Origin of the sequence: Corynebacterium ammoniagenes DSM 20306, assembly GCF_001941425.1 — a bacterium.
Lineage (GTDB): Bacteria > Actinomycetota > Actinomycetes > Mycobacteriales > Mycobacteriaceae > Corynebacterium > Corynebacterium ammoniagenes.
The window spans coordinates 101,875-127,491 of record NZ_CP009244.1 but is presented as its reverse complement, the minus strand read 5'-3'; the positions used below and the strand labels follow the sequence as shown (position 1 = coordinate 127,491).

Sequence of the window (25,617 nt, the reverse complement as noted above, 5' to 3'; positions counted from 1 at the left end):
TGTGTGGGGGCGGGGATCGGCATAGACTAAGACACCATGACTGTGCCGAAGTACCCACGGATGCGAACGTGGGCGTGGTATGTGCCCGATGATTCGCCACCGAGCACGTATGACATTGATGCCACCCGGTGGGATAAACCCGTCCGGGCAAGCTTGTCGTTGCTGGGCATGCACCGCACCAGCGTGTGGATGACGCTGCTGAGCATGGTGTTGTCTGCGCCGGTGGGCGCGGCGGTATCGGCAGTGATTGGCTACGCCACGGAATCGGTCTTTACTGAGCTCACGTGGGCTTCCCTGCTCGTCCCCGTGCTGTTGACCATCTTATTATTGTGGTTTCAGTGGGTGGCAGAATCGACCGCGGATGCCTTTACGGAACTCGGCACCGCGCGCACCACGCATGATTTGCGCTTGGGGCTCTTGCAGCGGTTATTGCGTTCTCGCACGCAGGGGCTCAACCCGGGCCGGTTGCTCAACACCATGGATGAGGACAGCAACAACATTGGCCTGTTGAAAGAGATCCTCAACTTCCCCGTGATGATGTTGGGCTATGTCGCCGGTGCCATCATCGTCATCGCGCCATCGTCTCCCACGGTAGCCATCGCGCTGCCGGTCGGCGTGGCCCTAACCATGGTGGTGTCGTATTTCACGGCGAAGTCGCTGACGAAGGTCACCGCCGAACGCCGCGCGAATGACAACGTGGCATTGAGCCTGGCCACCGATGCCGCACAAGGAAACCGGGTGGTCAAAGGCCTCGGCGCAGGCAATATCATCGCATCGCGTTTTGCGGAGGTCTCCTCCACTGCCTTAGATTCCATGCTCAAAGAAGTTCGCACTTTAACGTGGACCACCCTGGTTCGCCAGATGGTGCCCACCATCTGGGCTATCGGGCTGGTGCTGTATGCCATCGCGCAGACATACGCGGGAGAGTTATCCACCGGCGCGCTGATGACCATCGTCATGCTGGTCCCGCCGGCGTTGACGTCCACGGGTTATTCCTTGGGCTTTCTCACGCAGTTCTATGCCCGCGGGTTGGCATCAACCCAGCGTATTGCATCGCTTGTCGATGACCTCCAGCCCCACTCCCCTCCCGCCGATTCCGCCACCAGCAATGAGCACTCCATTGCCACGGCGTTTAATCTCAGCGAAGGGCTGACCGTGTGGCAACCCAATACCGTGGACGGCCGCCACCAGATTGTCCGCGACATAGAATTGCTCGGATCCTTGGGCGCACTGTGCCCGCCGCACCAAGTTTCCGTATTGGAGGGAACCTTGGCGGATAATATCAATCCCGAAGACAGCTTCGCGTTATCGCAGGTCCATGATGCACTTCATGCTGCAGCGTGTCAGGATATTGTCACCCGCCTCGGCGGGTTTGGCCCCGACGGGCAGCTTCCCACCACGGGTATCGGTGAGGCCGGGTTGAACCTTTCCGGTGGTCAACGCCAGCGCGTGGCCTTAGCGCGCGCTTTGGCCTATGACCCCGACGTACTAGTCCTTGATGAACCGACCACGGGCTTAGATTCCATCACGTTGGCCACTGTAGCCCGGCGCGTGGCTGACCTGCGTGGTCACCGCATGACCGTGGTGATCTCTTCTTCCCCGTCCTGGGCTGCAGTTGCCGATGAGGTGGTCGTCCGATGACGAAACCTGCACAATCCAAGCCAGTCATCCGCCAAGCCGATGCGCTGGCCCCGGCCAGCGCCAAAGACATCTGGGGTTTTATCACCTCGTTGCCGTCCGCGCCGAAGCGGTATCAGGTTATTTTCACGCTCATCTCCATTGTCATCGCGGCGGTGGCCATGAATATTGGCGCCACGGTCATTGGCTCCATCGTGGATCTCATCTCCGGTGGCACTTCCGCCTTTTTAGGTTCCGGCCGAGATGCCGTGAGCTTAGCGATGATCATCTTCGCCATCGCGCTAGTTGTAGAAACCGTCGGGCGCGCGCTCAATCTTTTTCTCATCAATACTGCGACACGGCGTTTGAGCATCGACCTGCGCAAAACAGCTCTCGATGCCGTCATGCGCGCGCCCGTGCCACGGATTTTGGAATTAGGTACCGGCAATGTGATCACCCGGTTATCCAAGGATATTGACACCACGGTCTCCACCATCAGCCACACCGGTGACCGGCTCATTGTGACCTTGGTCTTTATCCCCGTCACCGCCGTGACCTTGGTGTTAATGCACCCGGCCTATTTGCTGGTCATGCTGGCCACGGGTGTGATCATGTGGCCGTGGATTAAACAGGTCATTCGGGATGTTCCCGTGGTCACCAACGTGGTCTCTGCGGTCGAGGCCAAGCGCAATAATGTCTTACTCGATAGCATTCGCGCGCTGGAAACCTTGCGGCAATTTCGTCTTATGCGCTGGGCACACCGCCGCATGGATTATGTCTCGTGGGAAACGGTGCAATCCTGGGGCGATAGGATTCCGCTATTTAACCGCATCATGGGCCAAGGCAGCATTGCGTTCGGGTTCTTGCTGCTGGGTTCGTTGGTCATCTCCATGCCGATGGTTGCCGCGGACTGGCTCAGCGTCGGTGAAGCAGCCGCTGCCGTGTTATTGGTCATGCGGCTGGAAATGCACGTGTTTACCTTGCTCTTTTCCGCCGGCGATATCCAGCATGCGCTCACCGCCTTAGGCCGCGCGGTGGCATTGGGCAAAATCGCCGATGATGACATCTCCACCAGTGCCAACCTGCCGGCGGTGGCATCGCAGCCATCGGTGGTCATCGACAAGCTAAGCTACGCCTACCCCGGCGGCGCGCACGTGCTTTCCGATGTCTCCGTGACCTTAAAAGCCGGCACCACCACCGCGCTGGTCGGTACTTCTGGTGCTGGTAAATCTACGTTGGCGGCTTTGGTCGCGGGTTTGCAGTATCCCACCGCCGGCAAGATTATTGTTGATGGGACCGATACCGCAACGGTGCCTAATGTGTGGATTAGCCAGCATGTTGCGTTGATTACCCAAGATGTGCACCTATTTTCAGGCACCGTGCGCAATGACCTGCTGCTAGCCAAACCCGATGCCAACGATAATGAGCTACTGACCGCGCTTGCTACCGTTGGTCTGCGCCACGGCACCCCAGCGTGGGATCGTTGGCTGCCGAAGGGGTTAAATACTGAAATCGGTGCTGGCAACCCCGACGTCGGCGCGGAGGTGGCACAACAGCTTTCGCTGGCGCGGATGTTTTTGCGTCAGCCGCCGGTATTGATCATGGATGAAGCAACATCGGAGGCCGGCAGTGAACACGCGGAAGCGCTGGAGTCCGCGGCTCGTGCGGTAGCCCGCGGCCGCACGACGTTGGTGGTGGCGCACCGTTTAGATCAGGCCCGCGAAGCCGACCGGATTCTGGTGATGGAAGCCGGGGAGATCATCGAAGACGGCGACCACGAATCCTTGATTGCGCTTGGTGGGCACTACGCTCGCTCGTATGCCCAGTGGGAACACGGTACGCGCTAGTGACTATCTCAACCACCACAAATACCAAAATGCCAAGAATGGAAACCCAAAACGGGTTCCATTCAAATGGCAGAACAAACACACCAACGGCACCGATGACGAGTCCAAGAGCAGCAAAACCGACGAGTACTGTGAACCGTCCGGCACTTGTGCGATATACATCCACGTAGATGGCATGCAGGAAATCGGTGACCGCGAAAAGGAACATGAGTCCCGCCATGTAGACCAGGAACCGTGCTGCTCCACTGTCAGAGCTGCCTTTAATAAAGTCCCCCATCGGCAGCGCCCACACGTAAACCGCAACTAATGCCATAAATGTACTGAAAGCTTTACCCATGAGCCCTCCCCTTGTTAAAGCTGGGTTCCACTGTATATCGCGTTAAAATGGTACGCATGAATTCCACTCCAAAAAGCGACTTGGTACTGGTCGTCGCAACTGAATCTGACCGCACGTATCTGTCGCGTTTGAACCTGCTCACCGATACCTTCGGTGATGAATTCGGAGAGGTATCCGCCGAATTCGAACGCGACTGGATTTATTATCTGGAAAACTGGTCGGAAGATAAGGGCGGATTCATCGCCTGGCGCGGCCGGATTCCTGCCGGTGGCGTGTGGTTGAACTGGGGCACCGATGAATTCCACGGCTTTGGGCACGTCGAGGAAGGTATCCCAGAGCTCGCTTTGGCGGTAGAAAACCGTTTTCAGGGTGAGGGAATCGGTACTGCCTTGTTGGAAGCCGCAACGGAACTTGCCCGTCAGATGGGTGCCCCAGGTATTTCACTGTCGGTGGCGGCAGAAAATGAACGCGCCCACCGGCTGTACCTCCACTTAGGGTTTGAACTGGTCAGTGAGCGCGAGGGGCACTTCGTACTGGTCAAGCGCTTTTAGATCAAGCCCTTTTCTTCCAGCCAGTCCTTGGCAATTTCTGCGGCGGGCAACTGGTCGGTGACGCTTCGGTTGTTGAGGGAGATGAGGTCGTCGGGGCTCATCGCAGCAGAGACATCATTGATAATCTGTGCTGCTTCTTCATCGACTTTGTCGCTGGCCAAAGGCACCACATTGGACGATAAGAACAGACCCTTGGTGTCTTCGAGCGATACCAAATCATTGGCCTCAATCGAAGGATCTGCCGTGTAGATGATCGCCATTTGGACATCGCCATCTTGCAATGCCTTGACGGTCAGCGGTCCGCCGCTATCTTCAATCGGGGAAAATCCCACTTCAATGCCGTAGGTTTCCGCCAGCCCCTCGGGGCCGTTCGGGCGTGATTCGGCCTCCGAGTTCGCGCCCAAAGTCAACGGCTCTGTAACTTTATCGAGGTCTTCGACGGTTTCTAAGTCCCACTCATCGGCGAACTCCTGGGTAACCACATAAGAGTCTTGGTCCGTTGCCGGTGATTGTTCAAGGACGTTGAGCCCGTCTGGGGCGGCTTCTTCGAGTTCCGCGTAGACATCGTCAGGCAAGCGTGCTTCGGTGTCTGGCTCCCAGTACTGCAATACCGGCCCGGAGTATTCCGGGAAGAGGTCAATATCGCCGGCTTCGATCTCAGGTAGGTACGCCTCGCGCTGGCCGATGCGGAACTGGCGGTCAACCTCATAGCCTGCGTTTTCTAGAGCCTGGGCGTAGGCTTCCGCGATGATTTCATTGGAGTAGTAATCCTGGGAGCCAATGACAATAGCTTCCTCACTGGCCTGGCTATTGTCGGTGTCAGCGCCCTCTTCTTCCAAAGGGCTGCTGTTGCTACCGCAGGCGGAAAGCACCAGGGCGCTGCTTAGTGCCGCTGCTGCAACAGTGAGGGTGCGTTTGATTCGGGTCATAGGGATTGTCCTTTGTTTTTCTATGTTAAGGGGCTAGGTTGTGCGACTCGGCGGGCGAAGTGTTGGCAGCTCGCGAGGATAACTTCCAGGATAACCGCCACGAGGATAACCAGGACTGCTCCACCGAGCATCTCTGCGTAGTCACGGGTTTTCAGGCCGGAGAAGATATAGCGGCCGAGTCCCGTATCCGCAGTGTATGCAGCCAGCGTGGTCGTTGCCACCAATTGCAACGTGGCGGCACGAATGCCGCCGACGATGACCGGCAGGGCTAGCGGCAATTCCACAGTGAGCAGGACTTGGGCTGGGCGCATACCAATGGCTTGTGCCGCCCGCGGGGTATCTGCGGAAATAGCTTCCACTCCGGAATATGCGCCGACGAGCAACGAGGGAATTGCGAGAATGACCAAGGCAAGAAACGGTGCTTCGATGCCGATGCCCAGCCACAATCCAAAAAGCGTTAATAAGCCCAACGTCGGGATAGCGCGCATGCCACCGGTGATGGCGCCAACGAGTGCTTCTCCCCGGCGGGTGTGGCCGATGATAAGGCCCACGGGCACGGCGATGAGTGCTGCGACGAGCAACGCCGCAAAGGTCACGGCGATATGTTCCAGCAAGCGGTTGGAAATCCCGGAGACCCCGCTCCACTGCGCGGGATCGCTGAGCCAGAGCCATGCTTCAGTTACGAGGTTCATGCGCCCACCGCCTTATTTGCTTTTACCCGGTGCGTCCATGGCGTGAGCACTTTGCCGATGGCCAGCAATAAAGCATCGATAGCCAACGCGAGCAGCACGGTGAGAATGACACCAACGCCGACTTCTCCCGCGATACCGCGCTGGAAGCCATCGGTCATTAAGGTGCCGAGGTTTTGCACACCGATGAGCGCGCCAATCGTTACCAGTCCGATGGTGGATACGGATACCACGCGCAATCCCGCGATGAGCACCGGTATGGCCAAAGGCAGGTCAACCTTCCAAAACAAGGTGCGTGGTGCATAGCCCATCGCGGTCGCGGAATCTCGCACGGTGCGATCCACGGAGCCAAATGCATCGGCGCTGGTGCGCACATATAATGCCACGCCGTAGCAGGTCAACGCGATGATCATCGTGATAGGCGATCGCAGTGAAACGCCAAAAATTACCGGAATGATAATCAGCAGCGGCAATGCGGGAATGGCATATAGCAGGGTCGCGGTACTTAAAACGGGTCCGCCCACGCGCGGCTTTTTAAACGCAAAACGTCCCACGGGGATAGCAATGACCGCGCTAAGCACAATGGCGGGGATGGAAAGAGCCAGGTGTGCCCACAAAAGCTCGAGCGCCTGTGGCCAATTAAGCTGCAGCCACTTCATTCGCTGATCACGCCGACTGGCTTACCATCCGCATCAAGCGCAATCGTGCGGCCGTTACGGGTTTCTGTGCGCAGTTGCCGTTCTGCGCGGTCGCTTCCGACAAATCCGCGCACGAAATCATCCGCCGGGTTGCTCAAGATTTCCGCCGGGGTGTCATGCTGGGCGATGACTCCCCCGGGCTGCAAAATAACTACCTCGTCTCCCAGGCGAAATGCTTCCTCAATGTCATGGGTGACAAATAAAATGGTCTTGCCCAACTCGGCTTGCAGGCGCAAAAGCTCATCTTGTAGCTCTCGGCGCACGATCGGATCGACCGCACCAAACGGCTCATCCATGAGCAAAATATTTGGCTCTGGTGCCAGGGCGCGAGCCACGCCAACACGTTGTTGCTGGCCACCGGATAGCTGTCCCGGGTAACGCTTGGCCATCGACCTGTCCAACCCCACCCGATCCATCATGGTCAAAGCACGCTCGCGCGATTCAGCTTTCGCCATACCGTTTAAACGCAGCACAGCGGCGACATTATCCAGCACGGTGCGGTGTGGAAGCAGCCCTCCTTGCTGCATGACATAGCCAATAGAGCGCCGCAACTTTACGGGATCTACGGCGGCGATATCGTTGTCATCGATAAGCACGCGACCGGCGGTGGGATCTACCATGCGATTGACCATCCGCAGCAGCGTTGTCTTGCCCGAACCTGATGACCCCACGAGCGCGATGGTGCGATGCGAGTTAATCCGGAGCGAGAAATCAGCTACCGCCACGGTGCCATCCGGGTAGGACTTGGTGACGTGTTCAAACTCGATCATGGCCACCAGTATATGGCTAATAGGTTCGAAAGAAGCGGCGAATCCGCGCGCGCGTTAGAAGGATAAATCAGCAATCCACTTCAGCAGAAGAAAAAATACGACTGCCGCAAACACGAAAATGAAGAAAAGAACCAGTCCAGGCAGCTTTCTATTCCTTTTCCGCAACACCTCGCGCAGGTAGACCGTGCTAAAAATCGCTGCCCACCCGGCTAAAAATACCGTTACTGATACAACGATCGACTCGATACTAAAGAGCACAGCAACGAGGTAGACAGCAATCAGCATCACCAGAGTCGGAAAAGTCTTCTTTGGAGTCAGCCCCCACTCGTTATCCATGATGGTCTCCTTGCTTTCACTCCCACTCCTTTGTATCAGCATTCAACGTGTGTCAAGTTTTGCTTGACAAAGAAAGCGTTGTAAAGGCAAGCTTGACACGTGGGTATTGAACCAGGTCATAAGTTAGCCGAACGCATCCAGCGGGTTGCGACATTGCTGGCTGAGGAACTCGCGGCGACCGAAAATGAAGCGTCCACTGCGCAGGACTTACGCAGTGACATCACCCATGCGCTGGCGACTGCGCGATCATTGCGGGCTTTGGCTGATGAGTCGTTGGCGCATCTCATCACTGATGCTCGCAATCGCGGGGTTACCTGGCAGGTCATTGGTGATGCATTAGGAATTTCGCGGCAAGCGGCATTCCAAAGATTTGGCACGCCCGTCGATCCTCGAACAGGAGAAGCTATGAATAAACCAAGCAAGCACAGGCGCGATGAGGCGCGTGCGCAGGCCGAGTCATTTCTGGACGCTCTAACTGCGCACCAGTGGGAGAACGCAGCGCAGCAACTCGGTCCGGTGATCGGCAGCCAGCTCGATGCCGAGGGGTTGGCAGCAACATGGGCGCAGGTCACCGCGCTGGGCGGCGAGTTAGAGGCGCGCTTGAAATCCGATGCTATCGGTTTGCCCGATGACATCATCGTGGTTGAACAGCATCTCGCATTCGAGGCAGCCGACCTCGTAGCACGCTTAAGCTATAACGCCGATGGCACCATGGCTGGCCTGTGGTTTGTCCCCGCCGAACAAGCACTAACAGAAAGGCCACACTCATGACCGCATCACTTCCACGAACGCGAAATACTGTGGACTGGAAAGCCGTAGGCATCTTCGTTCTCATCTCGTACGGCTTGGCTTTTATCATTGATGCCGTTGTCTTAACCACCATGGGCTTAGCTAATCCGCTGGCCATCGTGCCCATTAGCCTACGAATGTTTACCCCGCTTATCGCGACGGTGATCATATGTCGCTGGGTCACGCGCGAAAAGTGGCTCCCAGCGGTTGGGCTCAGCCGGGAGTCTTTCGCCCAGGGGCAGTGGAAAAAGATTATTACATCATCACTTCTTGGGCTTGTGCTCATCGCCGTGGTGATCGCTGCCTCCACCGCCGTTGCCATCGCCGCAGGTTGGCTTGAGCCAGATTGGAGCATGTCGCAAACGCTTGCACCGCTTGCCGATGCCGGCGTCACCATCTCCCCCGGCGTCCTCCTTCTCATCACGGTTATCCAGGCGCTGTTCGCCAGCGTGACGATCAACGCGGTCATGACTTTTGGCGAGGAAGCCGGCTGGCGCGGGTGGCTGCAGCAAGCTTTGGAACCGCTCGGGCGCCTGCGCCAGATTCTTCTCACGGGAGCCATGTGGGGCCTGTGGCACGCGCCGCTGATCGCGGCCGGCTACAACTTTGAAAATCAAATCCCCGGGATCGCCGCGGTCGTGCTCTTTACGGTGTTCTGCATCGCCTTCGGTGCGCTTCTTAGCTGGCTGAGCATTCGCTCGCGCAGCGTATTGCCGGCTGTCATCGGCCATGCGTTCTTCAATGCGATGGCCGCGGCACCAGCACTATTGATTGCTCCTGGTGATACGTGGGATCGCGTACTTGCCGCGCCCATGGGCGTGCCTGGCATCGTGCTATTTGCGGCTCTCGCGGTAGTGTTATTTTACGGTTTCAACACCACGCGAAAGCACGCGGTGGCACAGCACAACTAGGAAATTTTCGCGGAAATTTCCTAGAGATTCGGCCGCGCCACAGGTTCAGTCAGCGTGCGTGTCCGCATCCGCGCATTGGGCAGGCGTGGAGCAGGAAGCCAGGTCATGCCGTCGGCATTGCGGCCGAGACCGTCTTCACCCACCCCGCCGTGGCCGATATAGCCTTCGACGAAGCCAAACTGGCCGTCAACGTCTACGCCCTGGCTGGCTTGCCACTCATCGCGGTAGCGAACGATTTCATCATGGTCACGGCCGATGAAATTCCACCACATCAGGATTTCTTCCCGCAGGGGTTCGCCGCCGATAAAGAGCGCGCGTCCTGCCTCATCCGAGTCATTGCGAATACGCAGGGTGGTCTCACCAATACCGGTGTAGCCAATCTGGGTTTTCTCGACTTCTACGCCTTCGACCAGGATGGTGCCAGTATCTGCAATGACGCCATGTTCAAAATCCGGATTAAGCTGTAGAATAATTTCGGAGTGAGGCTCGATGGTCAGCTCTGCCCCGACCATGGGGGTATGAGAGTGAACTGGGCTGGATGCCCCCATGAGCTCACCCATAAATACCTTGATCTGACCGCCGTCGAGCGGTGTGCTCGGTGGTTTGAAATAGGCCAAATCACGTTCCGCGGTGCTGCGTGTGGCATCCGGCAACGCAATCCATAACTGCACCCCATGTAAGACGGTGGTGGCTTCCGTGGTGGTCTCCGTGTGGGAGATGCCGTTGCCTGCAGTCATCAAATAGAACTCACCGGGATGCACCATGCCGCGGCCACCGCCGGCATCAATGTGGCTAATCTCGCCAGTAAATAACCAGGTGGCGGTCTGTAAACCTGTGTGCGGGTGCGGGCCAACATCCATGCCGCCGGTTTTCGAGACATCATCTGGGCCGAAATGATCGACGAAGCACCAAGCTCCAATCAGTGAGCGCTGGCGGTGCGGGAGGGACCGATGCACAGTCATCGCGCGAGGCCCGCCGAGCGGAACCGCGCGGGAAGAAATGATCTCAACAGCAGTTGCGTTCATGTCAACAACCATAGTCCACCGAGACCGATTTCTCTTCCACCTTTCGGTCGACGGTGTCCGCGCAGGGGAAGTTCAGGCTATGCCAGTAAATCCATAGCTCCCATGCTGCTTAAGTCATGTGTGTTGCCGAGGAGTTTTCCGCCTGGAGTGATGAGGCGAACTTGGCCACGGTGTCGTTGCATGCGTCCGCGTCTTCGTTTTATCGGATCATCGTCGTTGACGCCGTTGTGATAGCGGCACAGCATCGTCAGATTCGACGGCGTGGTGTGCCCACCGGTTTTGTGGGCGTCGATGTGGTGTACCTGGCACCTATCAGCAGGCACGTTGCAATCAGGCCACGGGCAGACCAGGTTTTCCGCGGTCGCCATAATCCGCTGCTTCAACGATGCAAACCGCGCTTCATACAGGTTGACGGGGCCAGCAGTCGGGTGAAATAGTCCAGCGTAGAGGTTCTCACCCAGCGCGCCGGATAGCGCGGCGTTGATAAGTTCTGCTCCGGTCATGGTGGTGCCATCGGATAAGCCTACGATGACCTCATCGCCGTTGCCACACGATACTTTGGCGAAGTCATCCAGGCCGATGGCAATGACGGTGCGGTATTCGGGCCGCAGTATTCCGCCCCTGCCGTTGACCTGTTTCCAAAATGCCTCCAGCAGTGCTGTAGAGCGCAGTTGGTCAGACGTTTCGGTGGCGTCGAGGGTTTTCTCAAAATCCGTAATGCGCCGTTGGGTATCGGTCACGCTGATGGTGCGCATGCCGCCTACCGCGCGGCCAATGCGAACCCCGGGTTCTTTCGGCTTTTCGCCGACTTCATCTTTGACCCGTTGTGCACCATAGGCATCGACTTCCTCGAACGTGCCTTGATGCGCAATGAGTTCTGCGCGCAGTTTCCAGGCGGCACCACGCTTCTTCAGCTTCTTGGCGTGCTTGTTGACCATCAAGAGATGCTCCACGCTTAATTCGCGCTGTTCGGCAAGCGCAACGGAGTCGCGCTGGAGGCGTGGGGAGTCGGCGGGGCCAAAAAGGACATCGGCAAGCGTGGCGTACTGCTTGGCCGTCGAAAGCGCGATGCCGGAGCTGGCCACATCGTAAGGCGAGCGCTCAGCGATGGCTCGCAGCAGCCCGATGCCGTGGCTGTTTAAAAGCACGAATGCTTGGAATATGTCCATGCCTTCGACGCTAAGCGGCACGACATGACGGGCGCGAGGGAAGCATCGACAAGCTGTGGATAACCGTGCTGACACGTCACCGAAACAGGCAAGTTATCCACAGATCTGCCGCGTTTTCATCGCGGCAATGGAGCTTCGTGCTAGGCTGCGGGGTTGAAACACACTGGCAGGACGACCTGCACAGTTAAAGCTAGAGCTGGGACGACCCTGCACTATAAGGAGTATTCGTCCATGTCAGCCTCTACTGCCCTGCGCAGCGTTTTCACTGGCTCCGTAATCGCCCGGATTGTGCTGGGCTGGGTCGCAGTCCTCATACTTTCCCTGGCTTCGTCATTTTTAGCGAGCGGTTTGTCCACGCCGTTGGTTTTCTTAGTGCTGGCAGCCATCGTTGCGGTCATCATCGTGTGCTCCGGCGGTGTGGTGACCCAAGCCGAACACCTCGCGCACCGATTAGGTGATCCCTACGGCACTCTGGTGCTCACCCTATCGATTGTGGCAATCGAGGTCATTTTGATCTCCGCAGTCATGCTGGGCCCTAGTGATCATCAGACCATCGCGCGCGATTCCGTGATGGCCACCGTCATGATTGTGCTGAACCTGGTCATCGGCCTAGCACTCATCGTTGGCGGGATGCGCCACGATAATCTCCGGGTCAACCGCACCGGAATTTCTACGTATTTGTCGATGTTGGTCGTGCTCATCGCTACGGCCTTCGCCGTGCCCGCGGTCATTGGCACCGACGGTTCTTATAACACTGGGCAGGCCATCACGATTATTACGTTGACGATTGTGCTTTACGGATTCTTCTTGTACCGGCAAACAGGTGCACAACACGGCGATTACATAGAAGTCATGGAAGCACCCGGCGCGGCGGAAGAACCTGCACCACACAGCCCGAGTATAGGGGTTATCCTGCGAGAATATAAAGGTGAAATCCTCACCCGCGCTGTGGTGCTTCTCATTACGGTCATCCCGATTGTCTTGCTGTCGCACGACATGGCTTCGCTTCTCGATGATGGCCTCACCCGCATCGGCGCACCCCTTGCGCTTTCCGGTGTCATCATCGCCATGATTGTCTTTTTGCCCGAAGCCATCACCACGGTCCGCGCTGCGTGGCAAGGCGAGGCCCAACGGGTGACCAACTTGGCCCATGGCGCACTGGTGTCCTGCGTGGGGCTGACGTTGCCGGTAGTACTGGCCATCGGCCTTGTGACCAACCAAACCGTCATCTTGGCGGAAACTCCCGCTAACCTGGTCTTCCTCGTCATCAGCCTGCTGCTGAGCATCGCTACTTTTACCGCGCATCGCGTCACTGCGGTGCACGGCAGCGCGAACCTTTCCGTGTTCGTCTTATACGGGCTCAGCGTCTTCGCGTAAAACATACCCGCGAATTTCTGTGCTAGCGTGGGCGCCAGACACGGGGTGCCCGAAAGGGCTGAGATAACACCCGAGAACCTGATCGAGTTCGTACTCGCGGAGGAATGTCGGTAATCGACGCAACAGGATATACAGGCACACCTGTATCTGCTGTGGCAGGCTCTGCGTAGTCGTACTCGATATGAGTATGAAATGGAGTTACAAGCGTTGATTCCCAACGTATTAACCATCGCTGGCACAGATCCCACGGGCGGGGCAGGAATCCAGGCTGACCTCAAAGCATTTTCCGCCCATGGTGCCTACGGAATGAGCGTGGTCACCGCGGTGGTTGCGCAAAATACTCGCGGGGTGGGCAGCATCGTCGCGATGGAACCTGAATTCGTGGCGGAACAAATCGCCGCGGTCTTCGATGATGTCCGCGTGGATGCGGTAAAAATCGGCATGGTGGCAAATGCCGAGATCGCGGATGCGATTACGCAATCACTGGACAAATACGCGCAGTGCCCGGTGGTCTTGGACCCGGTCATGGTGGCTAAAAGTGGTGACCATCTGCTCAATCAACAGGACGTTGATGCCATCCGGGAGCGTTTGGTACCGCGCGCCACGCTGATTACGCCGAATCTGCCGGAAGCGGCCGTCTTATTAGGCCGCGACACAGAGATGGCCTCGATAGAAGAAATGCGCGAGTCTTTAGCCGATTTGCGCGATTTGGGCGCGGACTGGGTGCTGCTCAAAGGCGGGCACTTAGACGGTGCAGAAAGCCTGGATATCCTCACCGGCGAAGAAACCGCAGAATTCACCGCACCACGGGTAGATACCATCAATGACCACGGAACCGGGTGTACTTTATCTGCCGCTATCGCCGCACTTGTGCCCCGCTACGGATACGTGGAAGCGGTGCGCCGCGCCAAAGAGTACCTGACTGCGGCGTTGCGTCATGCCGATGAATTGGATGTGGGCTCCGGCCACGGGCCTGTCCATCACTTCCACGCCCTGTGGGATCACACCACCCAGAAAGTGCAGTCATGACTGATACCTCCACGCCCCGTTTTAGCGACCAGCTGCGCCAGCAAAACCACGACACATGGGAAAAGGCCGTTGGCCATCGGTTTGTGCACGAGCTTTTCGATGCCACCATCGCCGACCCAGTCATGGCCGGCTACCTGGTGCAAGACTATCGCTTCCTCGATAGCTTCTTGATGCTTTTGGGATCCGCTGTGGCCAGCGCTGATTCTCTGGAGCCACGCCTGCGGATTTCGCAGTTTATCGGCGAGATTGCCGGCGATGAAAATACCTATTTCCTAGATGCCTTTGCCGCGCTCGGGGTCACTGAGGAACAACGGGAAGAAATCCCGAATACGGAGCCGACCACGGCGTTTATTGCGCTCATGCGCGAGGCGGCTGGCACGCGCGAGTATGCGGCGATTATCGCGGTGTTGCTCGTTGCTGAATGGCTCTACCTCGACTGGGCTACCCGAGAAGTAGATGGCGCTGCGCGAGCAAAGCCGGAGAATTTTGTTTATGCGGAATGGATTCGCCTGCATGATTTCCCCGAGTTCCACGAGCGCATTGCCTTTTTACGCGCCGAGATGGACCGCGTTGGCCCAGCGCACGCTGATATCGCGGCAGATTTCTTCCGGCGAGCCGTTGATATTGAATTGGCATTTTTTGATGCCAGCTACACCCACCCTCTTTCACTGTGATTTCAAGGAGAACACACATGTCTATTTTTGATGATCTAAAAGCGGCCATTGGTTCGGAATGGACGGATTTTACGGAGCATGAATTTGTAAAACAGCTGGGTGAGGGCACGTTGCCACTGGAAGTATTTCAGGATTATTTGGTGCAGGATTACCACTTCCTGGTGCAATTTGCGCGCGCAAATGCCCTGGCAGCATACAAAAGCCGCACTCTCGCGGATATTACAAGCGCCACCCAAGCAGTGCAGGCGATTTTGCACGAAACAGAACTGCACAAGCGTTTGACCGCGCAGTGGGGCATTGCCGAAGACGAGCTGCTCGCCGCGCCAGAAAAGCGCACGACGGTGGCTTATACTCGCTACGTCTTGGATGCCGGCATGTCGGGCGATCTCCTCGACTTACACGTAGCGCTATCGCCATGCACCATTGGCTATGCCGAAATCGGTGCGGCTCTCGCCCCCGCACGTCTTTCCCATGAAGAGCACCCGTATGCGGAGTGGATCAGTGAATACGCCGGTGCAGAGTTTCAAGAATCCGCCCAGGCTGCCACCACGCGCATCACGGCGCTTACCACCGGCGGTGTATCCGCCCAGCGTTTTGACGAGCTCGTGGACATCTTCCGCACCGCAACCCGCCTGGAGGCAGCCTTCTGGCAGCAAGCGATTGATTCGGTGGAGAAGCTCTAGCTAGCACCGTGCCACTGCGCAACAAAGCGGCGAGCGGTTGCTTCGGCGTCTGGGGCGGCGCAAAGGGCAGAGACAAAGCAAATGCCCGCAGCACCCGCGGCGCGAAGAGGACTGATATCTTCTTCGCGCACGCCGCCAATGGCTACAGTCGGCACAGGTGAGACGGAATTTAGGTGGCGAAAACCGTCAATGCCCAAGGCCGGCGGGTGGTCTGGTTTGGTAGACGTTGGCCGGATAACACCAACGCCGAGATAATCCACGGTGCCTTCCGGTAATGCGGCCACGGCCTGCAAGTGTTCTTCGGTATTAGCCGTCAGCCCCACGATGGCATCAGGACCTAGTTCTTCGCGGGCTTGTACCACTGCGGCGTCACCTTGTCCGACGTGCACACCGTCGATGGCAATCCCGCGTCGATAAGCTTCAACGGCGACATCGACGCGGTCATTGATCACCAACGCTGCCCGACCGTCGATTACTTCTGCAAGCTCTTCGAGCTGTTGAAGCTGCTGGTCAAAGCTGGAATGCTTATCGCGCAACTGCACTGTGCGCACCCCGCCATCGACAGCAGCGCGCACCGTTTCTTTCACCCCACGCTCCCCGCATAACTCGCGGTCCGTGATGAAGTAAATCCCGTAATCGTGCAATTCGTTCATGCCTGCACCTTTTCTTCGCGGATTTTTTCCGCAGTGGTGATATCGGCAGCGGTGAGGGTGGATAGGGCATCGATAAGCGAAACTGCGAAGGAACCTGGGCCGGCAGCCTGCGCGGCGGCCTTTTCGGCGGCGATGTCATAGACGCAATGCGCTGCCGTAACTGCCTCTACCGGGGCGTAGTCACCGCGCACTGCGGCAAAAGCCGCAATCAACGCACCCAATGCGCACCCACCGCCGGTGACCTTGGTCAACAACTCATCACCATTGCCCACGCGAATGATCCGCTGACCATCAGTAATGAGGTCCTCGGGACCAGACACCGCAACGACGGTGCGCAAACGCTGAGCCAAAGCGATGGCCGCGGGCGCGGCAGCATCGGTGGAATCAACCGACTCCACGCCCTTGCCGCCTGCTCCTTCCCCGGCTAGCGCCAAGATCTCTGAAGCATTGCCGCGAACCGCAAAGGGATTTTGTGGTGCCAGCTGTTGTGCCAACCTCGTGCGAATCGGCAAAAAGCCAATGGCCACCGGATCCAAAACCCAGGGCGTGGCGGCATCATTAGCGGCAATCACCGCTTCTTCCATCGCCTCGCGCTGCTCGGGCGTCGGCGTGCCCAGATTGACCAAAAGCCCACTGGCTACCCGGGCAAAAGAGCCCGATTCACCAACGATATCCGTCATGGCTGGTGCCGCACCAATGGCCAATAAAACATTAGCGGTGAAATTAGGAACGACGGAGTTTGTAATGCACTGCACCAGCGGATGGTGCGCGCGCAGCTTATCCAGCAACGCAGCATTGGGGGAAAGGCTCATCACGTTCAACTTTCTTCAAGAGCGAAGCCAGATTGTCCCTCGTGATCGCACGACCAGTGTCATCCCGGACAATCCCTTCGCCAGTCCTAGCTAGATCAGGTTCAACGGGTGTAATCTCAGCCGCTTTCTACGGCACCCCGTGTCTGTACTCACCACACTAACTGACCTCAACCTCGCTGGGCAACGGCCTCTCCCCCACTCGGTGTACCGTGTGCTTCACAACCCGGCGCGCAGAAACTGTAGCGCTGTTTCAAGGAGAGATGATGAAACCCATGCACGATCCCGTCGCGCATAGCTTTGCAAAGGACTATGCACAAGCATTCTCACGCCTCGTCTCTGAAAATTGTTCAGTACATGATTCGATCCTGTAACCCCGACCTGCATAAGGAGTGCCGATGAACAGCATGTTTATTATCTACCGAGGCAGAACTGTGACCTGGGACGATAGCCCAAACGATCCGCGTACGTGGACAGTTGTTTGTGGATCAGTGTGGACAGAAGATGAGGTCCGTAGCCTGGCAGATAAGGCCCGAGCAAAAGGAACACCTCTCATCTCGGCCGAGGTGCCTCTCGCATTCACCGTAGATCCCGACTCTCCACCAACTTCCGTATTCATTCCAGGCCAGATCTCCATGGACCAAAACGATCCGCTGGCCGCAGAGTTCAGTGACTTTATCCCAATGAAGGCCTACTTAACGCGGGAGGAAGCAGAACAAGGAGAAGATGACTGGGATTACGTATGGGAGTTCCCTCTTCCGTGGATTAGCAGGTTCATGCTCACCCCTTTCACACTCGACCAATTCCCAGATGACCGCATGGACCCCCACAAGTTCTCGCTGTGACCAGCTTTGCTGTACATGATTCTCTAGACACTTCGCGACGCCACCACTGGGCGGTGGTGTACCGTTTTTAGCAGAGCCCGGCATTCCTGAAGGAGATTTTGTGAAACCCCTGCACGATCCCGTCGCGCATAGCTTTGCCTCCGATAATTATTCGGGCATTGCCCCGGAGGTACTGGCGGCGTTGACGACAGCTAATGGCGGGCACCAGGCGGCATATGGGGCGGATGAGTACACGGCATTGCTTGACGATGTCATCGTGAAGCATTTTGGCTCCACCGCCACCGCGTATCCGGTTTTTAACGGAACTGGCGCAAACGTTGTGGGCTTGCAGGCATTGTTGCCGCGCTGGGGCGCGGTGATTTGTGCTGCGACTGCGCACATCAATGTCGATGAAGGCGGCGCACCCGAACGCATGGGCTCAATCAAGTTATTGCCCGTGCCAACCAAGGACGGCAAGCTCACCCCGGAATTAGTCAACCGCGAGGCATGGGGATTTGGCAATGAGCACCGCGCGCAACCGCTGGTGGTTTCCATTACCCAGACCACAGAGATGGGTACCTGCTACACCCCAGAGGAAATTCGGGCGCTAGCGGATCATGTGCACGCTCGCGGCATGGCCCTGCACATGGATGGCGCGCGTCTTTCAAATGCGGCCGCAACACTCGGGCTGCCGCTGTCTGCTTTTACCACCGAGGCCGGCGTAGATGTCCTCAGCCTGGGCGGCACCAAAAATGGCGCACTGGGTGCGGAAGCCGTAGTGGTTTTAAACCCCGATGCGCTAGTCGGTGGCGCGGAGGCGTTGCCGTTTGTGCGCAAACTATCGATGCAATTAGCTTCCAAAATGCGCTTTATCTCCGCACAAATCATCGCCCTATATGAAGGCGACGTGTGGCTTAACAACGCTCGTCATTCCAACGCGATGGCCAAGCGCCTGCGCAGCAAACTCGAAGAAGCCAACCTACCGGGCTTGAAATTTACCCAAGCCACCGAATCTAATGCGGTCTTTGCCACCCTGCCCGACGGCATTGCCGATGAACTGCGCCAAAACTTCCACTTCTACGACTGGGATGCCACGCGCAATGAAGTGCGCTGGATGTGCTCCTTCGACACCACTGAAAACGACATTGACGCTTTTGCCGCAGCCATAAAACAAGTGTGGGCTTGACACCCTAGCTAAGGCGCAAATCGGTGATACACGTTGCGTCTTCTGTTCCCGTGGCAAATTCCGTTGTGCCCTCTAATCCCTGGTAATTCACCGTAATGGTACCGGCGCTTCCGCGCGGAACCCAAAACCCGGCAAAGCCATTATCGAAGGTCGTGGCGGGGCCATCGACAAGCGTTGTGCCGGTTTCCTCATCAAAAACTGATACCTCTACTGGCTCATTGTCCAGCTCTCCCACGCAGGTGGTAAGGCTGTGATAGTAGCAATCATGGGTTTGCGACACGAAGGGGGCGACCGAGACATAACTCCGGTCCTCAGGCATAGCGAGTGTCACTTCTCCCGCCTGATTGCTCAGGATCAATTCTTCGCTTCTTACTGAAGCCATCAAATCAGTAGGGCGTTCAGCGATCGGTTGCTGATCCAGATAGTCAATAATCTCGCGAGCATCCATCCCTTCTAGGCCGTACGCGTTTAGTACTTCTTCCTGCTCCGTGCCCGAGGATGAACAAGCACTTAAAGCGAGAGAAGCACCGACGATAGCGCTAAAAATTGATGCGCTTTTTCTCGCAGCGCGCTGGGGGCTAGCTGGTTGCGATCCAGCTCCATCCTGAATATTTTCCATAGGCTAATTAATAGCACCATTTCTCCTATCCCGACAAAGAGCTAGCTTTCCTTGAAACATACCCTGTCGGGGTATACCGTTGTTCATAGCGCTTAAATATCTATCTCCGCCATATCTCGGTTTCCTAGAATCCTAAAAATTGAGAAAAGAAGTGACATGAGTACCCCACACCACGATCACAAGTCCTCAAGCCATGATGGCCATGAAGGCCATGAAGGACATAACCATGATGAACATGCGGGTCACAGCGTTACAAAGTTTAAAGACCGCTTTTGGCTGAGCCTCCTACTATCCATCCCGGTGATTGTCTTCAGCCCCATGTTTGCCACCTTCCTGGGCTACACCGTGCCGGAATTCTCAGGTTCAACCTGGGTCGCCCCGGTTCTAGGAACCGTGATTTTCCTCTACGGCGGCAGCCCTTTCCTCCAAGGTGGCGTGTCAGAGATTCGCTCGCGTCAACCGGGCATGATGCTGCTGATTGCCATGGCGATCACAGTCGCATTTGTCGCTTCATGGGTTACCACTTTGGGCATCGGTGGTTTTGAACTCGACTTCTGGTGGGAGCTTGCCCTGCTGGTTGTCATCATGTTGTTGGGCCATTGGATGGAAATGCGGGCCCTAGGTTCTGCATCTTCTGCCCTCGATGCCTTAGCTGCCCTCCTTCCAGAGAAAGCCGAAAAGGTTGACGGCGATGCTATCCACTCGGTAGCCATCTCAGAACTTACTGCTGATGACATCGTGCTAGTTCGCCCCGGCGCGCGAGTGCCTGCTGACGGCACCATCATCGATGGTTTCGCCGAATTCGACGAATCGATGATCACTGGCGAATCCCAGCCTGTATATCGCAACAGTGGCGAAACAGTTATCGCCGGCACCGTGGCTACGGATAACACCGTGCGCGTCCGAGTGGAAAAGATCGGCGCTGATACCACCTTGGCTGGTATTCAACGCATGGTTGCCGAAGCACAAAATTCTTCTTCCCGTGCGCAAGCCCTGGCCGATAGGGCCGCGGCTTTGCTCTTCTGGTTTGCCTTGGCCGCTGGCATTATTACGGCCATCGTCTGGACAATCATCGGCAGCCCTGATGACGCCATTGTCCGCACCGTCACCGTGCTGGTCATAGCCTGCCCCCATGCCCTGGGCCTGGCCATCCCCCTGGTCATTGCCATTTCTACGGAGCGCGCCGCCAAAACTGGCTTACTCATCAAGGACCGGCTTGCCCTTGAACGCATGCGCTCCATCGATATTGTTTTATTTGATAAAACTGGCACCTTAACCGAAGGTGCACACGCGGTCACCGGTGTCGCGGCAGCATCGGAAGTGCCGGAGGGAGATGTTCTGGCCCTAGCTTCTGCAGCTGAAATTAATAGTGAGCATCCACTAGCCCGAGCGATCGTCACTGCTGCAGCCGCGCACCCAGTGGCATCGCAAAGCCCGCGCGTTGGCTCGGATTTCCGCACCGCCGCGGGTCGTGGCGTGCAAGCAACCGTCGATGGAGAAAACATCATGGTTGGAGGCCCCAATATGCTGCGCGAGCTTGGCGTTGACTCCCCTGACTCACTGCACGACAAGATTTCTACGTGGACCTCCCGCGGCGCAGGAGTCTTGCACGTACTTCGCAACAAGGAAGTCATTGGGGCCATAGCCGTCGAGGATCACATCCGCCCTGAATCCCGCGATGCCGTCCGCGCACTGCAAGATGCGGGTGTGAAAGTCGCGCTGATTACCGGCGATGCTTCTCAAGTTGCAGAAAGCGTGGCCCAAGAATTGGGTATCGACGAAGTCTTTGCCGAGGTTCTACCGCAGGACAAAGACACTAAAGTCACTGAACTGCAGAAACGCGGATTCGACGTGGCCATGGTCGGCGATGGCGTCAATGACGCGCCTGCCCTGGCACGGGCCGATATTGGCATCGCTATCGGGGCGGGCACAGATGTAGCCATGGAATCCGCTGGCGTTGTGCTCGCCAGCGATGATCCCCGCGCGGTGTTGTCCATGATCACGTTGTCCAAGGCCAGCTACTCCAAGATGGTTCAAAACTTGGTCTGGGCATCGGGCTACAACATCCTCGCAGTCCCACTCGCTGCTGGTGTACTAGCTCCCATTGGCTTTGTTCTCTCGCCAGCGGTGGGCGCAATTTTGATGTCATTGTCGACCATAATCGTGGCCTTCAATGCCCAACTTTTAAGGAGGATCGATCTAAAACCAACGCATGTAGCACCCGCTACCTCAAGCGAAAAACTTCAACCATAAACGCTTGATGATAAAGCTTTCTAAACCATAATTTTCTCAACCTCAGAAAGGTTTCACATGAAACATTCCACTTCTCTCATCGCTCTCACGCTCGCCGCTGGTCTTACCTTGAGTGCCTGCAGCGACGCCTCAGATTCCGCAGAGCCTGCGCCGGCTACTTCCGAAAGTGCCGATAGCTCGGACAACGCTGCGACTTCAGAAAACGCGACGGAGGACGAAGGGCACAAAGACATGGCTCACGACCATCCTGAAGACGGCGGCGCTCCCCCAGCCGGAATTGAGGAAGCAGAAAACCCGACCTACCCAGTCGGCACTGAGGTCACCTTGACCGCGGATCACATGCCCGGCATGGATGGCGCAACCGCAACCATCTCCGGAGCCTTTGATACCACGACCTACTCCGTGAGTTACACCCCCACCAACGGCGATGCTCCAGTTACTGATCACCGTTGGGTTGTGCACGAAGAACTCGTGGATCCCGGCGAAGCACCGCTTGCTGATGGCGCCAAGGCAGTGATGACCGCTGAGCACATGCCCGGGATGAAGGACGCCGAGGCCACGATTGATTACTCCACGCAGGAAACGGTGTACATGGTCGACATTGATAATGATGAGATGACCATGAAAAACCACAAGTGGGTTACCGAAAGCGAAATCGAACCCGCTCAGTAACCCATCAGCCTAAGGCAGCTTGTGACCAGCTGCCTGAATAAGGCTGTACCACTCAGCGCGGGATAGCGAAATATCTGAACCCGCTGCGGCATCGACGATGCGAGAAGGCGTCGTCGTGCCCAGCACAACCTGCATGTTCGCAGGATGACGCGTGATCCAGGCGCACGCAACGGCGATGGGTTCCACGCCATATTTCTCAGCGAGACGCTCAATCTCAGCATTGAGTTCCGGATAGTCTGGCGAGCCCAGGAAGATTCCCGGCTCACTCCCTTTTTGCAGAGGTGACCAGGCCTGCAGCGTGATGTCATTAATCCGCGCGTAGTCCACTAATCCGCCTCCATCGCGGGTGATGGCGTCCCCAGTAGTAGTCATATTCGACGTCATGCCCTGCGCAACCAAAGCAGAATGTGTAATTGACAGCTGCACCTGGTTGATCAGAATCGGCTGCTCCACGGCAGTCTTGAGCAGATCAATCTGACGTGGAGTGTGGTTCGATACACCAAAGGCACGTACCTTCCCAGCTGCCTCAAGTTCATCAAATGCGCGTGCTACTTCTTCTGGTTCCACCAGTGCATCCGGGCGGTGCAGCAACAGCACATCTAAATAGTCCATATTCAGGGCTTTCAACGATCGCTCAGCTGAAGCAACAATGTGCTCATAGGACTGGTCATAGCCCCATGGTTTGTCGATGATTCCCGTTTTCGACTGCACAATAATATCTTCGCGCTCCGCTGAAGATAGCTTCAACGCCTCTGCGAACCTCCGCTCGCACAAGTGATACCCGCCCTCGGGAACATTGAAACCATAAAGATCCGCGTGGTCGAAGTAATTAACGCCAGCCTCTCGCGCGGCGGCATACAGATCGCGAATCTGCACATCCGTCTTATCACCAATGCGCATCATGCCCGCGATAATATTGGGCACTTCTTGCCCACTTGTTCCTAATTCAATACTTCGCATATTAATTTCCTCTTGGATTAGCGTTCAGCTCGCACGGATTGAGTACTGCGCGAGTCTATCCGTTTAGCGACGCAGAAGCGTTAAATAAGCCTCAAGTTGGTTGAGGATCCGCTCAGTACTAAAACCTTCTGGATCCATTACTGCTGTAATTTGTGAGCCCTGCAGGAAAACCACCAATAGCTCTGCCGTGCTGTCAACGTCAGGGAGAGGACGCAGCAACCTATCTTCGCCATCGTCTGCAGCGGTTCGGAACAAGAATTCCTGTTTCCATTGGTGACCTTATTTACCTGGTTTACCAACGCCGCGGCCTTTGGCCTGACCTTCCTGCTGGCTATCACCAGCTTCGCTGTAATGGTGTGGGCGAACCGTTACCACCGCGAATACAGCGTGTTCGTGAAAACCATCGCGCCGCTGCTCGCCGGCATTGGTATGGCGGCGGTAACCGCGCTGATTCTCATCAACTTCAACCTCATGATGGACACCGAAGACTTCTTCATGATTTGGATCATGCCGGCCATCATCTTGGGATCCGGGCTCATTGGCCTTATCTGGGGTGAGATTTTAATCCGCCGCAACACCATGAACTCCGCGCACATCACGGGCGAGGTAGCGGAGATAGAACCTGCGCCCGCGGCGCCGGTGTAGGCGTTTGCCTACTCGAAGCCATCAACATTTTTCACTTCAAGAAAAGGAAACCTTAAGGCGCTGCTGAAGATTCACCGCTCGTACAAGCACATCACTAAAGCGCAGGTCTACTACGGCCGCGACGACACCGGCACCACCGGGTGGGGTGAGATAGAGGAGTTCTCCTCGCTGGACGTCGTCTCAGACGGCGCGGCCGGCTGGAGTTTTCATCCACCCGCCTGGGAAACGGTCCCCGTCAGGTGCTGTTGCAAACAGGAATTCCAGATAACTAACTATTTGTTAGTGTGCAGCGCAACGCTGGTACCGGATCCGCCGTTTTCGACGAAAACGCGAGTTTGCAACAGCACCATTTAAAGCACCATCAAGCCCAGGGCGATCAGTAGATGAACCGCTGACGGTATCGTCGAATATACGAAAGCACTTTTCTTTCTTCAGTGCTGCAGTTTGCCGCTCTAAGTTTTGGTCTTTAGAGCTAACCCTCGCGTAGCCGACTTTCTGCCCGGCAATAACCTCAGCCTGTTCAGGAATCTCTAGAGGCAGTGACGGTTCTGTTTCATTATCCATAACCCAACCCTAGTGAACATTGACTTTGGTGACATTCCTGTCATTTGAAATGTGTTCACCTAAGGTGTACCCATGTGGCACATGACTGCCATGTAGGGATGGAAGTTGAACAGAATCATCAGCAAGGCAGTGGGAGATATGTCGGATTTCTCGGTCATTTTCCATAGTGCAGATACAGGGCCTCGCGTTTGCCGGTGGGACCAGTATCGGTAACCGCCTCTATAGGTGGGCGTATTACAGCGTCTGAGAAACGGGGTGCCTGGGCCCGCTACTCTGTAGACGCTCGCCGAAAGCGTGGCGGGGTCAGGGCCGAGCTGCCTGATTGAACACTCGGTCCCAATTCAGAACCTCAGGGAGGGAACTATACAAGGAAACTAAGATCCTCTTTCCTCTATAATCAGGTCAATGCTCGAATATGAGTGCGATCAGTGACGTGTGGAGGAAATATGGCAAAGAGGAATATCAACACAGTGCGCTCAGGAGATGGGTGGGCTAATCGCCGAGATGGCGCAGAGCGGGTCTCGAAGCGATATGACACACAGGCAGAAGCCATCGCAGACGCTCGGAGCACTGCAATGAGGGAGGGGTTGGAGCATCGAATCCAGGGACGTGACGGCAAATTCCGTGAGTCCAATTCCTATGGCAATGACCCCTCCCCCATGCCTGTGGCGATAACACCGAGCAATAAGGCCGCAATGGAGACTATGCCGTCATTGGCGCCGAGAACACCGGCACGCAGCCAGTTCAACCGGGCATGATGGCCTGTTCCATGGGGTTCGTCACGGTGTCGAATGGGAGCAGACATCCAGTAGGTTCTCTCTGCCGGTGATCATCGTCGCGGGTAGGTCCGTTCTGAGGATCATCCTAAGCCTCAACCCACCGTCTGGTATCCCGAAAACTGCTACCACCGTGGTCACTATCGGAAACCTTCTCCCCGAGGGCATCACACCTGACCACAGCTCAGAGGCAGATATTTTGTCTCCGTCTGCTGGTTACGACCC

General features: G+C 56.7%; 26 protein-coding genes, 2 pseudogenes and 2 riboswitches. Of the genes and pseudogenes, 15 read left to right on the top strand and 13 right to left on the bottom strand.

The window, feature by feature from the left end:
* Positions 1 to 36 precede the first annotated feature (36 nt).
* The 3 genes from CAMM_RS00650 to CAMM_RS00640 all read left to right on the top strand — a co-directional run bounded on the left by CAMM_RS00650 (position 37) and on the right by CAMM_RS00640 (position 4,352).
* Positions 37 to 1,641 carry an ABC transporter transmembrane domain-containing protein gene (locus tag CAMM_RS00650; protein WP_050759848.1) on the top strand — a complete coding sequence of 535 codons (1,605 nt, stop codon included), beginning with the start codon at positions 37 to 39 and terminating at the stop codon, positions 1,639 to 1,641.
* On the top strand, positions 1,638 to 3,464 hold the full coding sequence (locus tag CAMM_RS00645) for an ABC transporter ATP-binding protein (protein ID WP_003846653.1): 1,827 nt from the start codon (positions 1,638 to 1,640) through the stop codon (positions 3,462 to 3,464). The genes CAMM_RS00650 and CAMM_RS00645 overlap by 4 nt, the downstream gene beginning before the upstream one ends.
* A 384-nt stretch (positions 3,465 to 3,848) precedes the next feature.
* Positions 3,849 to 4,352 (top strand): GNAT family N-acetyltransferase, encoded by a 504-nt coding sequence (locus CAMM_RS00640; protein WP_003846656.1) that lies wholly within the window; start codon positions 3,849 to 3,851, stop codon positions 4,350 to 4,352.
* Here CAMM_RS00640 and CAMM_RS00635 read toward each other — a convergent pair.
* The 5 genes from CAMM_RS00635 to CAMM_RS00615 are packed head-to-tail and all read right to left on the bottom strand — an operon-like array spanning position 4,349 to position 7,774.
* Complete coding sequence (locus tag CAMM_RS00635) at positions 4,349 to 5,281, bottom strand: ABC transporter substrate-binding protein (protein WP_003846658.1); 933 nt, start codon at positions 5,279 to 5,281, stop codon at positions 4,349 to 4,351. The two genes, CAMM_RS00640 and CAMM_RS00635, sit on opposite strands and share 4 nt — an antisense overlap.
* A gap of 20 nt (positions 5,282 to 5,301) precedes the next feature.
* On the bottom strand, positions 5,302 to 5,973 hold the full coding sequence (locus CAMM_RS00630; protein ID WP_003846659.1) for an ABC transporter permease: 672 nt from the start codon (positions 5,971 to 5,973) through the stop codon (positions 5,302 to 5,304).
* A complete protein-coding gene (locus CAMM_RS00625) occupies positions 5,970 to 6,629 on the bottom strand; it encodes an ABC transporter permease (protein WP_003846661.1) in 660 nt (219 codons plus the stop codon). The genes CAMM_RS00630 and CAMM_RS00625 overlap by 4 nt, the downstream gene beginning before the upstream one ends.
* Complete coding sequence (locus CAMM_RS00620; RefSeq protein WP_003846664.1) at positions 6,626 to 7,438, bottom strand: ABC transporter ATP-binding protein; 813 nt, start codon at positions 7,436 to 7,438, stop codon at positions 6,626 to 6,628. Before CAMM_RS00620 ends, CAMM_RS00625 begins: the two co-directional genes overlap by 4 nt.
* A 54-nt stretch (positions 7,439 to 7,492) precedes the next feature.
* Positions 7,493 to 7,774 (bottom strand): hypothetical protein, encoded by a 282-nt coding sequence (locus CAMM_RS00615; protein WP_040355047.1) that lies wholly within the window; start codon positions 7,772 to 7,774, stop codon positions 7,493 to 7,495.
* Positions 7,775 to 7,873: 99 nt separating this feature from the next.
* Here CAMM_RS00615 and CAMM_RS13205 point away from each other — a divergent pair, with 99 nt between their 5' ends.
* Positions 7,874 to 8,545: a DUF3887 domain-containing protein gene (locus CAMM_RS13205; RefSeq protein ID WP_003846668.1), complete on the top strand. Its 672-nt coding sequence runs from the start codon at positions 7,874 to 7,876 to the stop codon at positions 8,543 to 8,545.
* Positions 8,542 to 9,474, top strand: a complete 933-nt coding sequence (locus tag CAMM_RS00605; protein WP_003846670.1) for a CPBP family intramembrane glutamic endopeptidase — start codon at positions 8,542 to 8,544, stop codon at positions 9,472 to 9,474. The genes CAMM_RS13205 and CAMM_RS00605 overlap by 4 nt, the downstream gene beginning before the upstream one ends.
* Positions 9,475 to 9,494: 20 nt before the next feature.
* Here the strand turns inward: CAMM_RS00605 and CAMM_RS00600 are convergent, their stop codons facing one another.
* Together CAMM_RS00600 and CAMM_RS00595 are read right to left on the bottom strand one after the other, a co-directional pair.
* Positions 9,495 to 10,499 (bottom strand): pirin family protein, encoded by a 1,005-nt coding sequence (locus CAMM_RS00600; protein ID WP_147581020.1) that lies wholly within the window; start codon positions 10,497 to 10,499, stop codon positions 9,495 to 9,497.
* Positions 10,500 to 10,576: 77 nt separating this feature from the next.
* Positions 10,577 to 11,668, bottom strand: a complete 1,092-nt coding sequence (locus tag CAMM_RS00595) for an HNH endonuclease signature motif containing protein (protein WP_075761505.1) — start codon at positions 11,666 to 11,668, stop codon at positions 10,577 to 10,579.
* Between the two features lie 231 nt (positions 11,669 to 11,899).
* On the opposite strand from CAMM_RS00595, the gene CAMM_RS00590 reads away from it, so the two are divergent.
* From CAMM_RS00590 to tenA, 4 genes are all read left to right on the top strand, one after another.
* On the top strand, positions 11,900 to 13,045 hold the full coding sequence (locus CAMM_RS00590) for a calcium:cation antiporter (RefSeq protein ID WP_003847127.1): 1,146 nt from the start codon (positions 11,900 to 11,902) through the stop codon (positions 13,043 to 13,045).
* Between the two features lie 31 nt (positions 13,046 to 13,076).
* Positions 13,077 to 13,167: riboswitch (TPP riboswitch) on the top strand.
* Positions 13,168 to 13,237: 70 nt separating this feature from the next.
* The gene (gene thiD / locus CAMM_RS00585; protein ID WP_003847126.1) at positions 13,238 to 14,074 is read left to right on the top strand and encodes a bifunctional hydroxymethylpyrimidine kinase/phosphomethylpyrimidine kinase; all 837 of its coding nucleotides are present in this window, start codon (positions 13,238 to 13,240) and stop codon (positions 14,072 to 14,074) included.
* Complete coding sequence (locus tag CAMM_RS00580) at positions 14,071 to 14,748, top strand: TenA family protein (RefSeq protein WP_003847125.1); 678 nt, start codon at positions 14,071 to 14,073, stop codon at positions 14,746 to 14,748. The genes thiD and CAMM_RS00580 overlap by 4 nt, the downstream gene beginning before the upstream one ends.
* Positions 14,749 to 14,765: 17 nt before the next feature.
* Complete coding sequence (gene tenA / locus CAMM_RS00575; protein ID WP_003847124.1) at positions 14,766 to 15,431, top strand: thiaminase II; 666 nt, start codon at positions 14,766 to 14,768, stop codon at positions 15,429 to 15,431.
* Here tenA and thiE read toward each other — a convergent pair.
* Positions 15,428 to 16,084 carry a thiamine phosphate synthase gene (thiE, locus tag CAMM_RS00570; RefSeq protein WP_003847123.1) on the bottom strand — a complete coding sequence of 219 codons (657 nt, stop codon included), beginning with the start codon at positions 16,082 to 16,084 and terminating at the stop codon, positions 15,428 to 15,430. The two genes, tenA and thiE, sit on opposite strands and share 4 nt — an antisense overlap.
* A complete protein-coding gene (gene thiM, locus CAMM_RS00565) occupies positions 16,081 to 16,896 on the bottom strand; it encodes a hydroxyethylthiazole kinase (protein WP_003847122.1) in 816 nt (271 codons plus the stop codon). Before thiM ends, thiE begins: the two co-directional genes overlap by 4 nt.
* Before the next feature lie 54 nt (positions 16,897 to 16,950).
* Positions 16,951 to 17,046, bottom strand: a riboswitch (TPP riboswitch).
* Between the two features lie 482 nt (positions 17,047 to 17,528).
* On the opposite strand from thiM, the gene CAMM_RS13035 reads away from it, so the two are divergent.
* Positions 17,529 to 17,738: a hypothetical protein gene (locus CAMM_RS13035; RefSeq protein ID WP_236163992.1), complete on the top strand. Its 210-nt coding sequence runs from the start codon at positions 17,529 to 17,531 to the stop codon at positions 17,736 to 17,738.
* A 100-nt stretch (positions 17,739 to 17,838) separates the two neighbouring features.
* Complete coding sequence (locus tag CAMM_RS00555; protein WP_003847118.1) at positions 17,839 to 18,903, top strand: threonine aldolase family protein; 1,065 nt, start codon at positions 17,839 to 17,841, stop codon at positions 18,901 to 18,903.
* Between the two features lie 4 nt (positions 18,904 to 18,907).
* On the opposite strand, the gene CAMM_RS00550 is transcribed toward CAMM_RS00555, so the two are convergent.
* Positions 18,908 to 19,522, bottom strand: coding sequence for a CueP family metal-binding protein (locus CAMM_RS00550; RefSeq protein ID WP_003847115.1), 615 nt, complete (start codon positions 19,520 to 19,522; stop codon positions 18,908 to 18,910).
* A 156-nt stretch (positions 19,523 to 19,678) separates the two neighbouring features.
* Here CAMM_RS00550 and CAMM_RS00545 point away from each other — a divergent pair, with 156 nt between their 5' ends.
* Together CAMM_RS00545 and CAMM_RS00540 are read left to right on the top strand one after the other, a co-directional pair.
* Complete coding sequence (locus tag CAMM_RS00545; RefSeq protein ID WP_040355339.1) at positions 19,679 to 21,775, top strand: heavy metal translocating P-type ATPase; 2,097 nt, start codon at positions 19,679 to 19,681, stop codon at positions 21,773 to 21,775.
* 57 nt (positions 21,776 to 21,832) lie between these two features.
* On the top strand, positions 21,833 to 22,447 hold the full coding sequence (locus CAMM_RS00540) for a YdhK family protein (RefSeq protein ID WP_003847112.1): 615 nt from the start codon (positions 21,833 to 21,835) through the stop codon (positions 22,445 to 22,447).
* 9 nt (positions 22,448 to 22,456) lie between these two features.
* Here the strand turns inward: CAMM_RS00540 and CAMM_RS00535 are convergent, their stop codons facing one another.
* Positions 22,457 to 23,407, bottom strand: coding sequence for an aldo/keto reductase (locus CAMM_RS00535; RefSeq protein WP_003847108.1), 951 nt, complete (start codon positions 23,405 to 23,407; stop codon positions 22,457 to 22,459).
* 273 nt (positions 23,408 to 23,680) lie between these two features.
* Between CAMM_RS00535 and CAMM_RS00525 the strand changes: the two genes are divergently transcribed.
* Positions 23,681 to 24,052, top strand: a complete 372-nt coding sequence (locus CAMM_RS00525) for a hypothetical protein (RefSeq protein WP_075761504.1) — start codon at positions 23,681 to 23,683, stop codon at positions 24,050 to 24,052.
* A gap of 279 nt (positions 24,053 to 24,331) precedes the next feature.
* Here the strand turns inward: CAMM_RS00525 and CAMM_RS00520 are convergent, their stop codons facing one another.
* Positions 24,332 to 24,616: a recombinase family protein gene (locus tag CAMM_RS00520; protein WP_003849021.1), complete on the bottom strand. Its 285-nt coding sequence runs from the start codon at positions 24,614 to 24,616 to the stop codon at positions 24,332 to 24,334.
* 446 nt (positions 24,617 to 25,062) lie between these two features.
* Between CAMM_RS00520 and CAMM_RS13030 the strand changes: the two are divergent.
* A pseudogene (locus CAMM_RS13030) lies at positions 25,063 to 25,197 on the top strand (DUF2188 domain-containing protein); the annotation flags it as partial.
* 71 nt (positions 25,198 to 25,268) lie between these two features.
* Here CAMM_RS13030 and CAMM_RS13025 read toward each other — a convergent pair.
* Positions 25,269 to 25,421, bottom strand: a pseudogene (locus tag CAMM_RS13025) (VIT1/CCC1 transporter family protein); the annotation flags it as partial.
* Positions 25,422 to 25,617 lie beyond the last annotated feature (196 nt).

Excerpts from the sequence above, each read along its gene's own strand:
- CAMM_RS00650 (WP_050759848.1), top strand. The coding sequence starts at position 37 with ATGACTGTGCCGAAGTACCCACGGATGCGAACGTGGGCGTGGTATGTG.
- CAMM_RS00645 (WP_003846653.1), top strand. The coding sequence starts at position 1,638 with ATGACGAAACCTGCACAATCCAAGCCAGTCATCCGCCAAGCCGATGCG.
- CAMM_RS00640 (WP_003846656.1), top strand. The coding sequence starts at position 3,849 with ATGGTACGCATGAATTCCACTCCAAAAAGCGACTTGGTACTGGTCGTC.
- CAMM_RS00635 (WP_003846658.1), bottom strand. The coding sequence starts at position 5,281 with ATGACCCGAATCAAACGCACCCTCACTGTTGCAGCAGCGGCACTAAGC.
- CAMM_RS00630 (WP_003846659.1), bottom strand. The coding sequence starts at position 5,973 with ATGAACCTCGTAACTGAAGCATGGCTCTGGCTCAGCGATCCCGCGCAG.
- CAMM_RS00625 (WP_003846661.1), bottom strand. The coding sequence starts at position 6,629 with ATGAAGTGGCTGCAGCTTAATTGGCCACAGGCGCTCGAGCTTTTGTGG.
- CAMM_RS00620 (WP_003846664.1), bottom strand. The coding sequence starts at position 7,438 with ATGATCGAGTTTGAACACGTCACCAAGTCCTACCCGGATGGCACCGTG.
- CAMM_RS00615 (WP_040355047.1), bottom strand. The coding sequence starts at position 7,774 with ATGGATAACGAGTGGGGGCTGACTCCAAAGAAGACTTTTCCGACTCTG.
- CAMM_RS00605 (WP_003846670.1), top strand. The coding sequence starts at position 8,542 with ATGACCGCATCACTTCCACGAACGCGAAATACTGTGGACTGGAAAGCC.
- CAMM_RS00600 (WP_147581020.1), bottom strand. The coding sequence starts at position 10,499 with ATGAACGCAACTGCTGTTGAGATCATTTCTTCCCGCGCGGTTCCGCTC.
- CAMM_RS00595 (WP_075761505.1), bottom strand. The coding sequence starts at position 11,668 with ATGGACATATTCCAAGCATTCGTGCTTTTAAACAGCCACGGCATCGGG.
- CAMM_RS00590 (WP_003847127.1), top strand. The coding sequence starts at position 11,900 with ATGTCAGCCTCTACTGCCCTGCGCAGCGTTTTCACTGGCTCCGTAATC.
- thiD (WP_003847126.1), top strand. The coding sequence starts at position 13,238 with ATGGAGTTACAAGCGTTGATTCCCAACGTATTAACCATCGCTGGCACA.
- CAMM_RS00580 (WP_003847125.1), top strand. The coding sequence starts at position 14,071 with ATGACTGATACCTCCACGCCCCGTTTTAGCGACCAGCTGCGCCAGCAA.
- tenA (WP_003847124.1), top strand. The coding sequence starts at position 14,766 with ATGTCTATTTTTGATGATCTAAAAGCGGCCATTGGTTCGGAATGGACG.
- thiE (WP_003847123.1), bottom strand. The coding sequence starts at position 16,084 with ATGAACGAATTGCACGATTACGGGATTTACTTCATCACGGACCGCGAG.
- thiM (WP_003847122.1), bottom strand. The coding sequence starts at position 16,896 with ATGAGCCTTTCCCCCAATGCTGCGTTGCTGGATAAGCTGCGCGCGCAC.
- CAMM_RS13035 (WP_236163992.1), top strand. The coding sequence starts at position 17,529 with ATGGACCAAAACGATCCGCTGGCCGCAGAGTTCAGTGACTTTATCCCA.
- CAMM_RS00550 (WP_003847115.1), bottom strand. The coding sequence starts at position 19,522 with ATGGAAAATATTCAGGATGGAGCTGGATCGCAACCAGCTAGCCCCCAG.
- CAMM_RS00545 (WP_040355339.1), top strand. The coding sequence starts at position 19,679 with ATGAGTACCCCACACCACGATCACAAGTCCTCAAGCCATGATGGCCAT.
- CAMM_RS00540 (WP_003847112.1), top strand. The coding sequence starts at position 21,833 with ATGAAACATTCCACTTCTCTCATCGCTCTCACGCTCGCCGCTGGTCTT.
- CAMM_RS00535 (WP_003847108.1), bottom strand. The coding sequence starts at position 23,407 with ATGCGAAGTATTGAATTAGGAACAAGTGGGCAAGAAGTGCCCAATATT.
- CAMM_RS00520 (WP_003849021.1), bottom strand. The coding sequence starts at position 24,616 with ATGGATAATGAAACAGAACCGTCACTGCCTCTAGAGATTCCTGAACAG.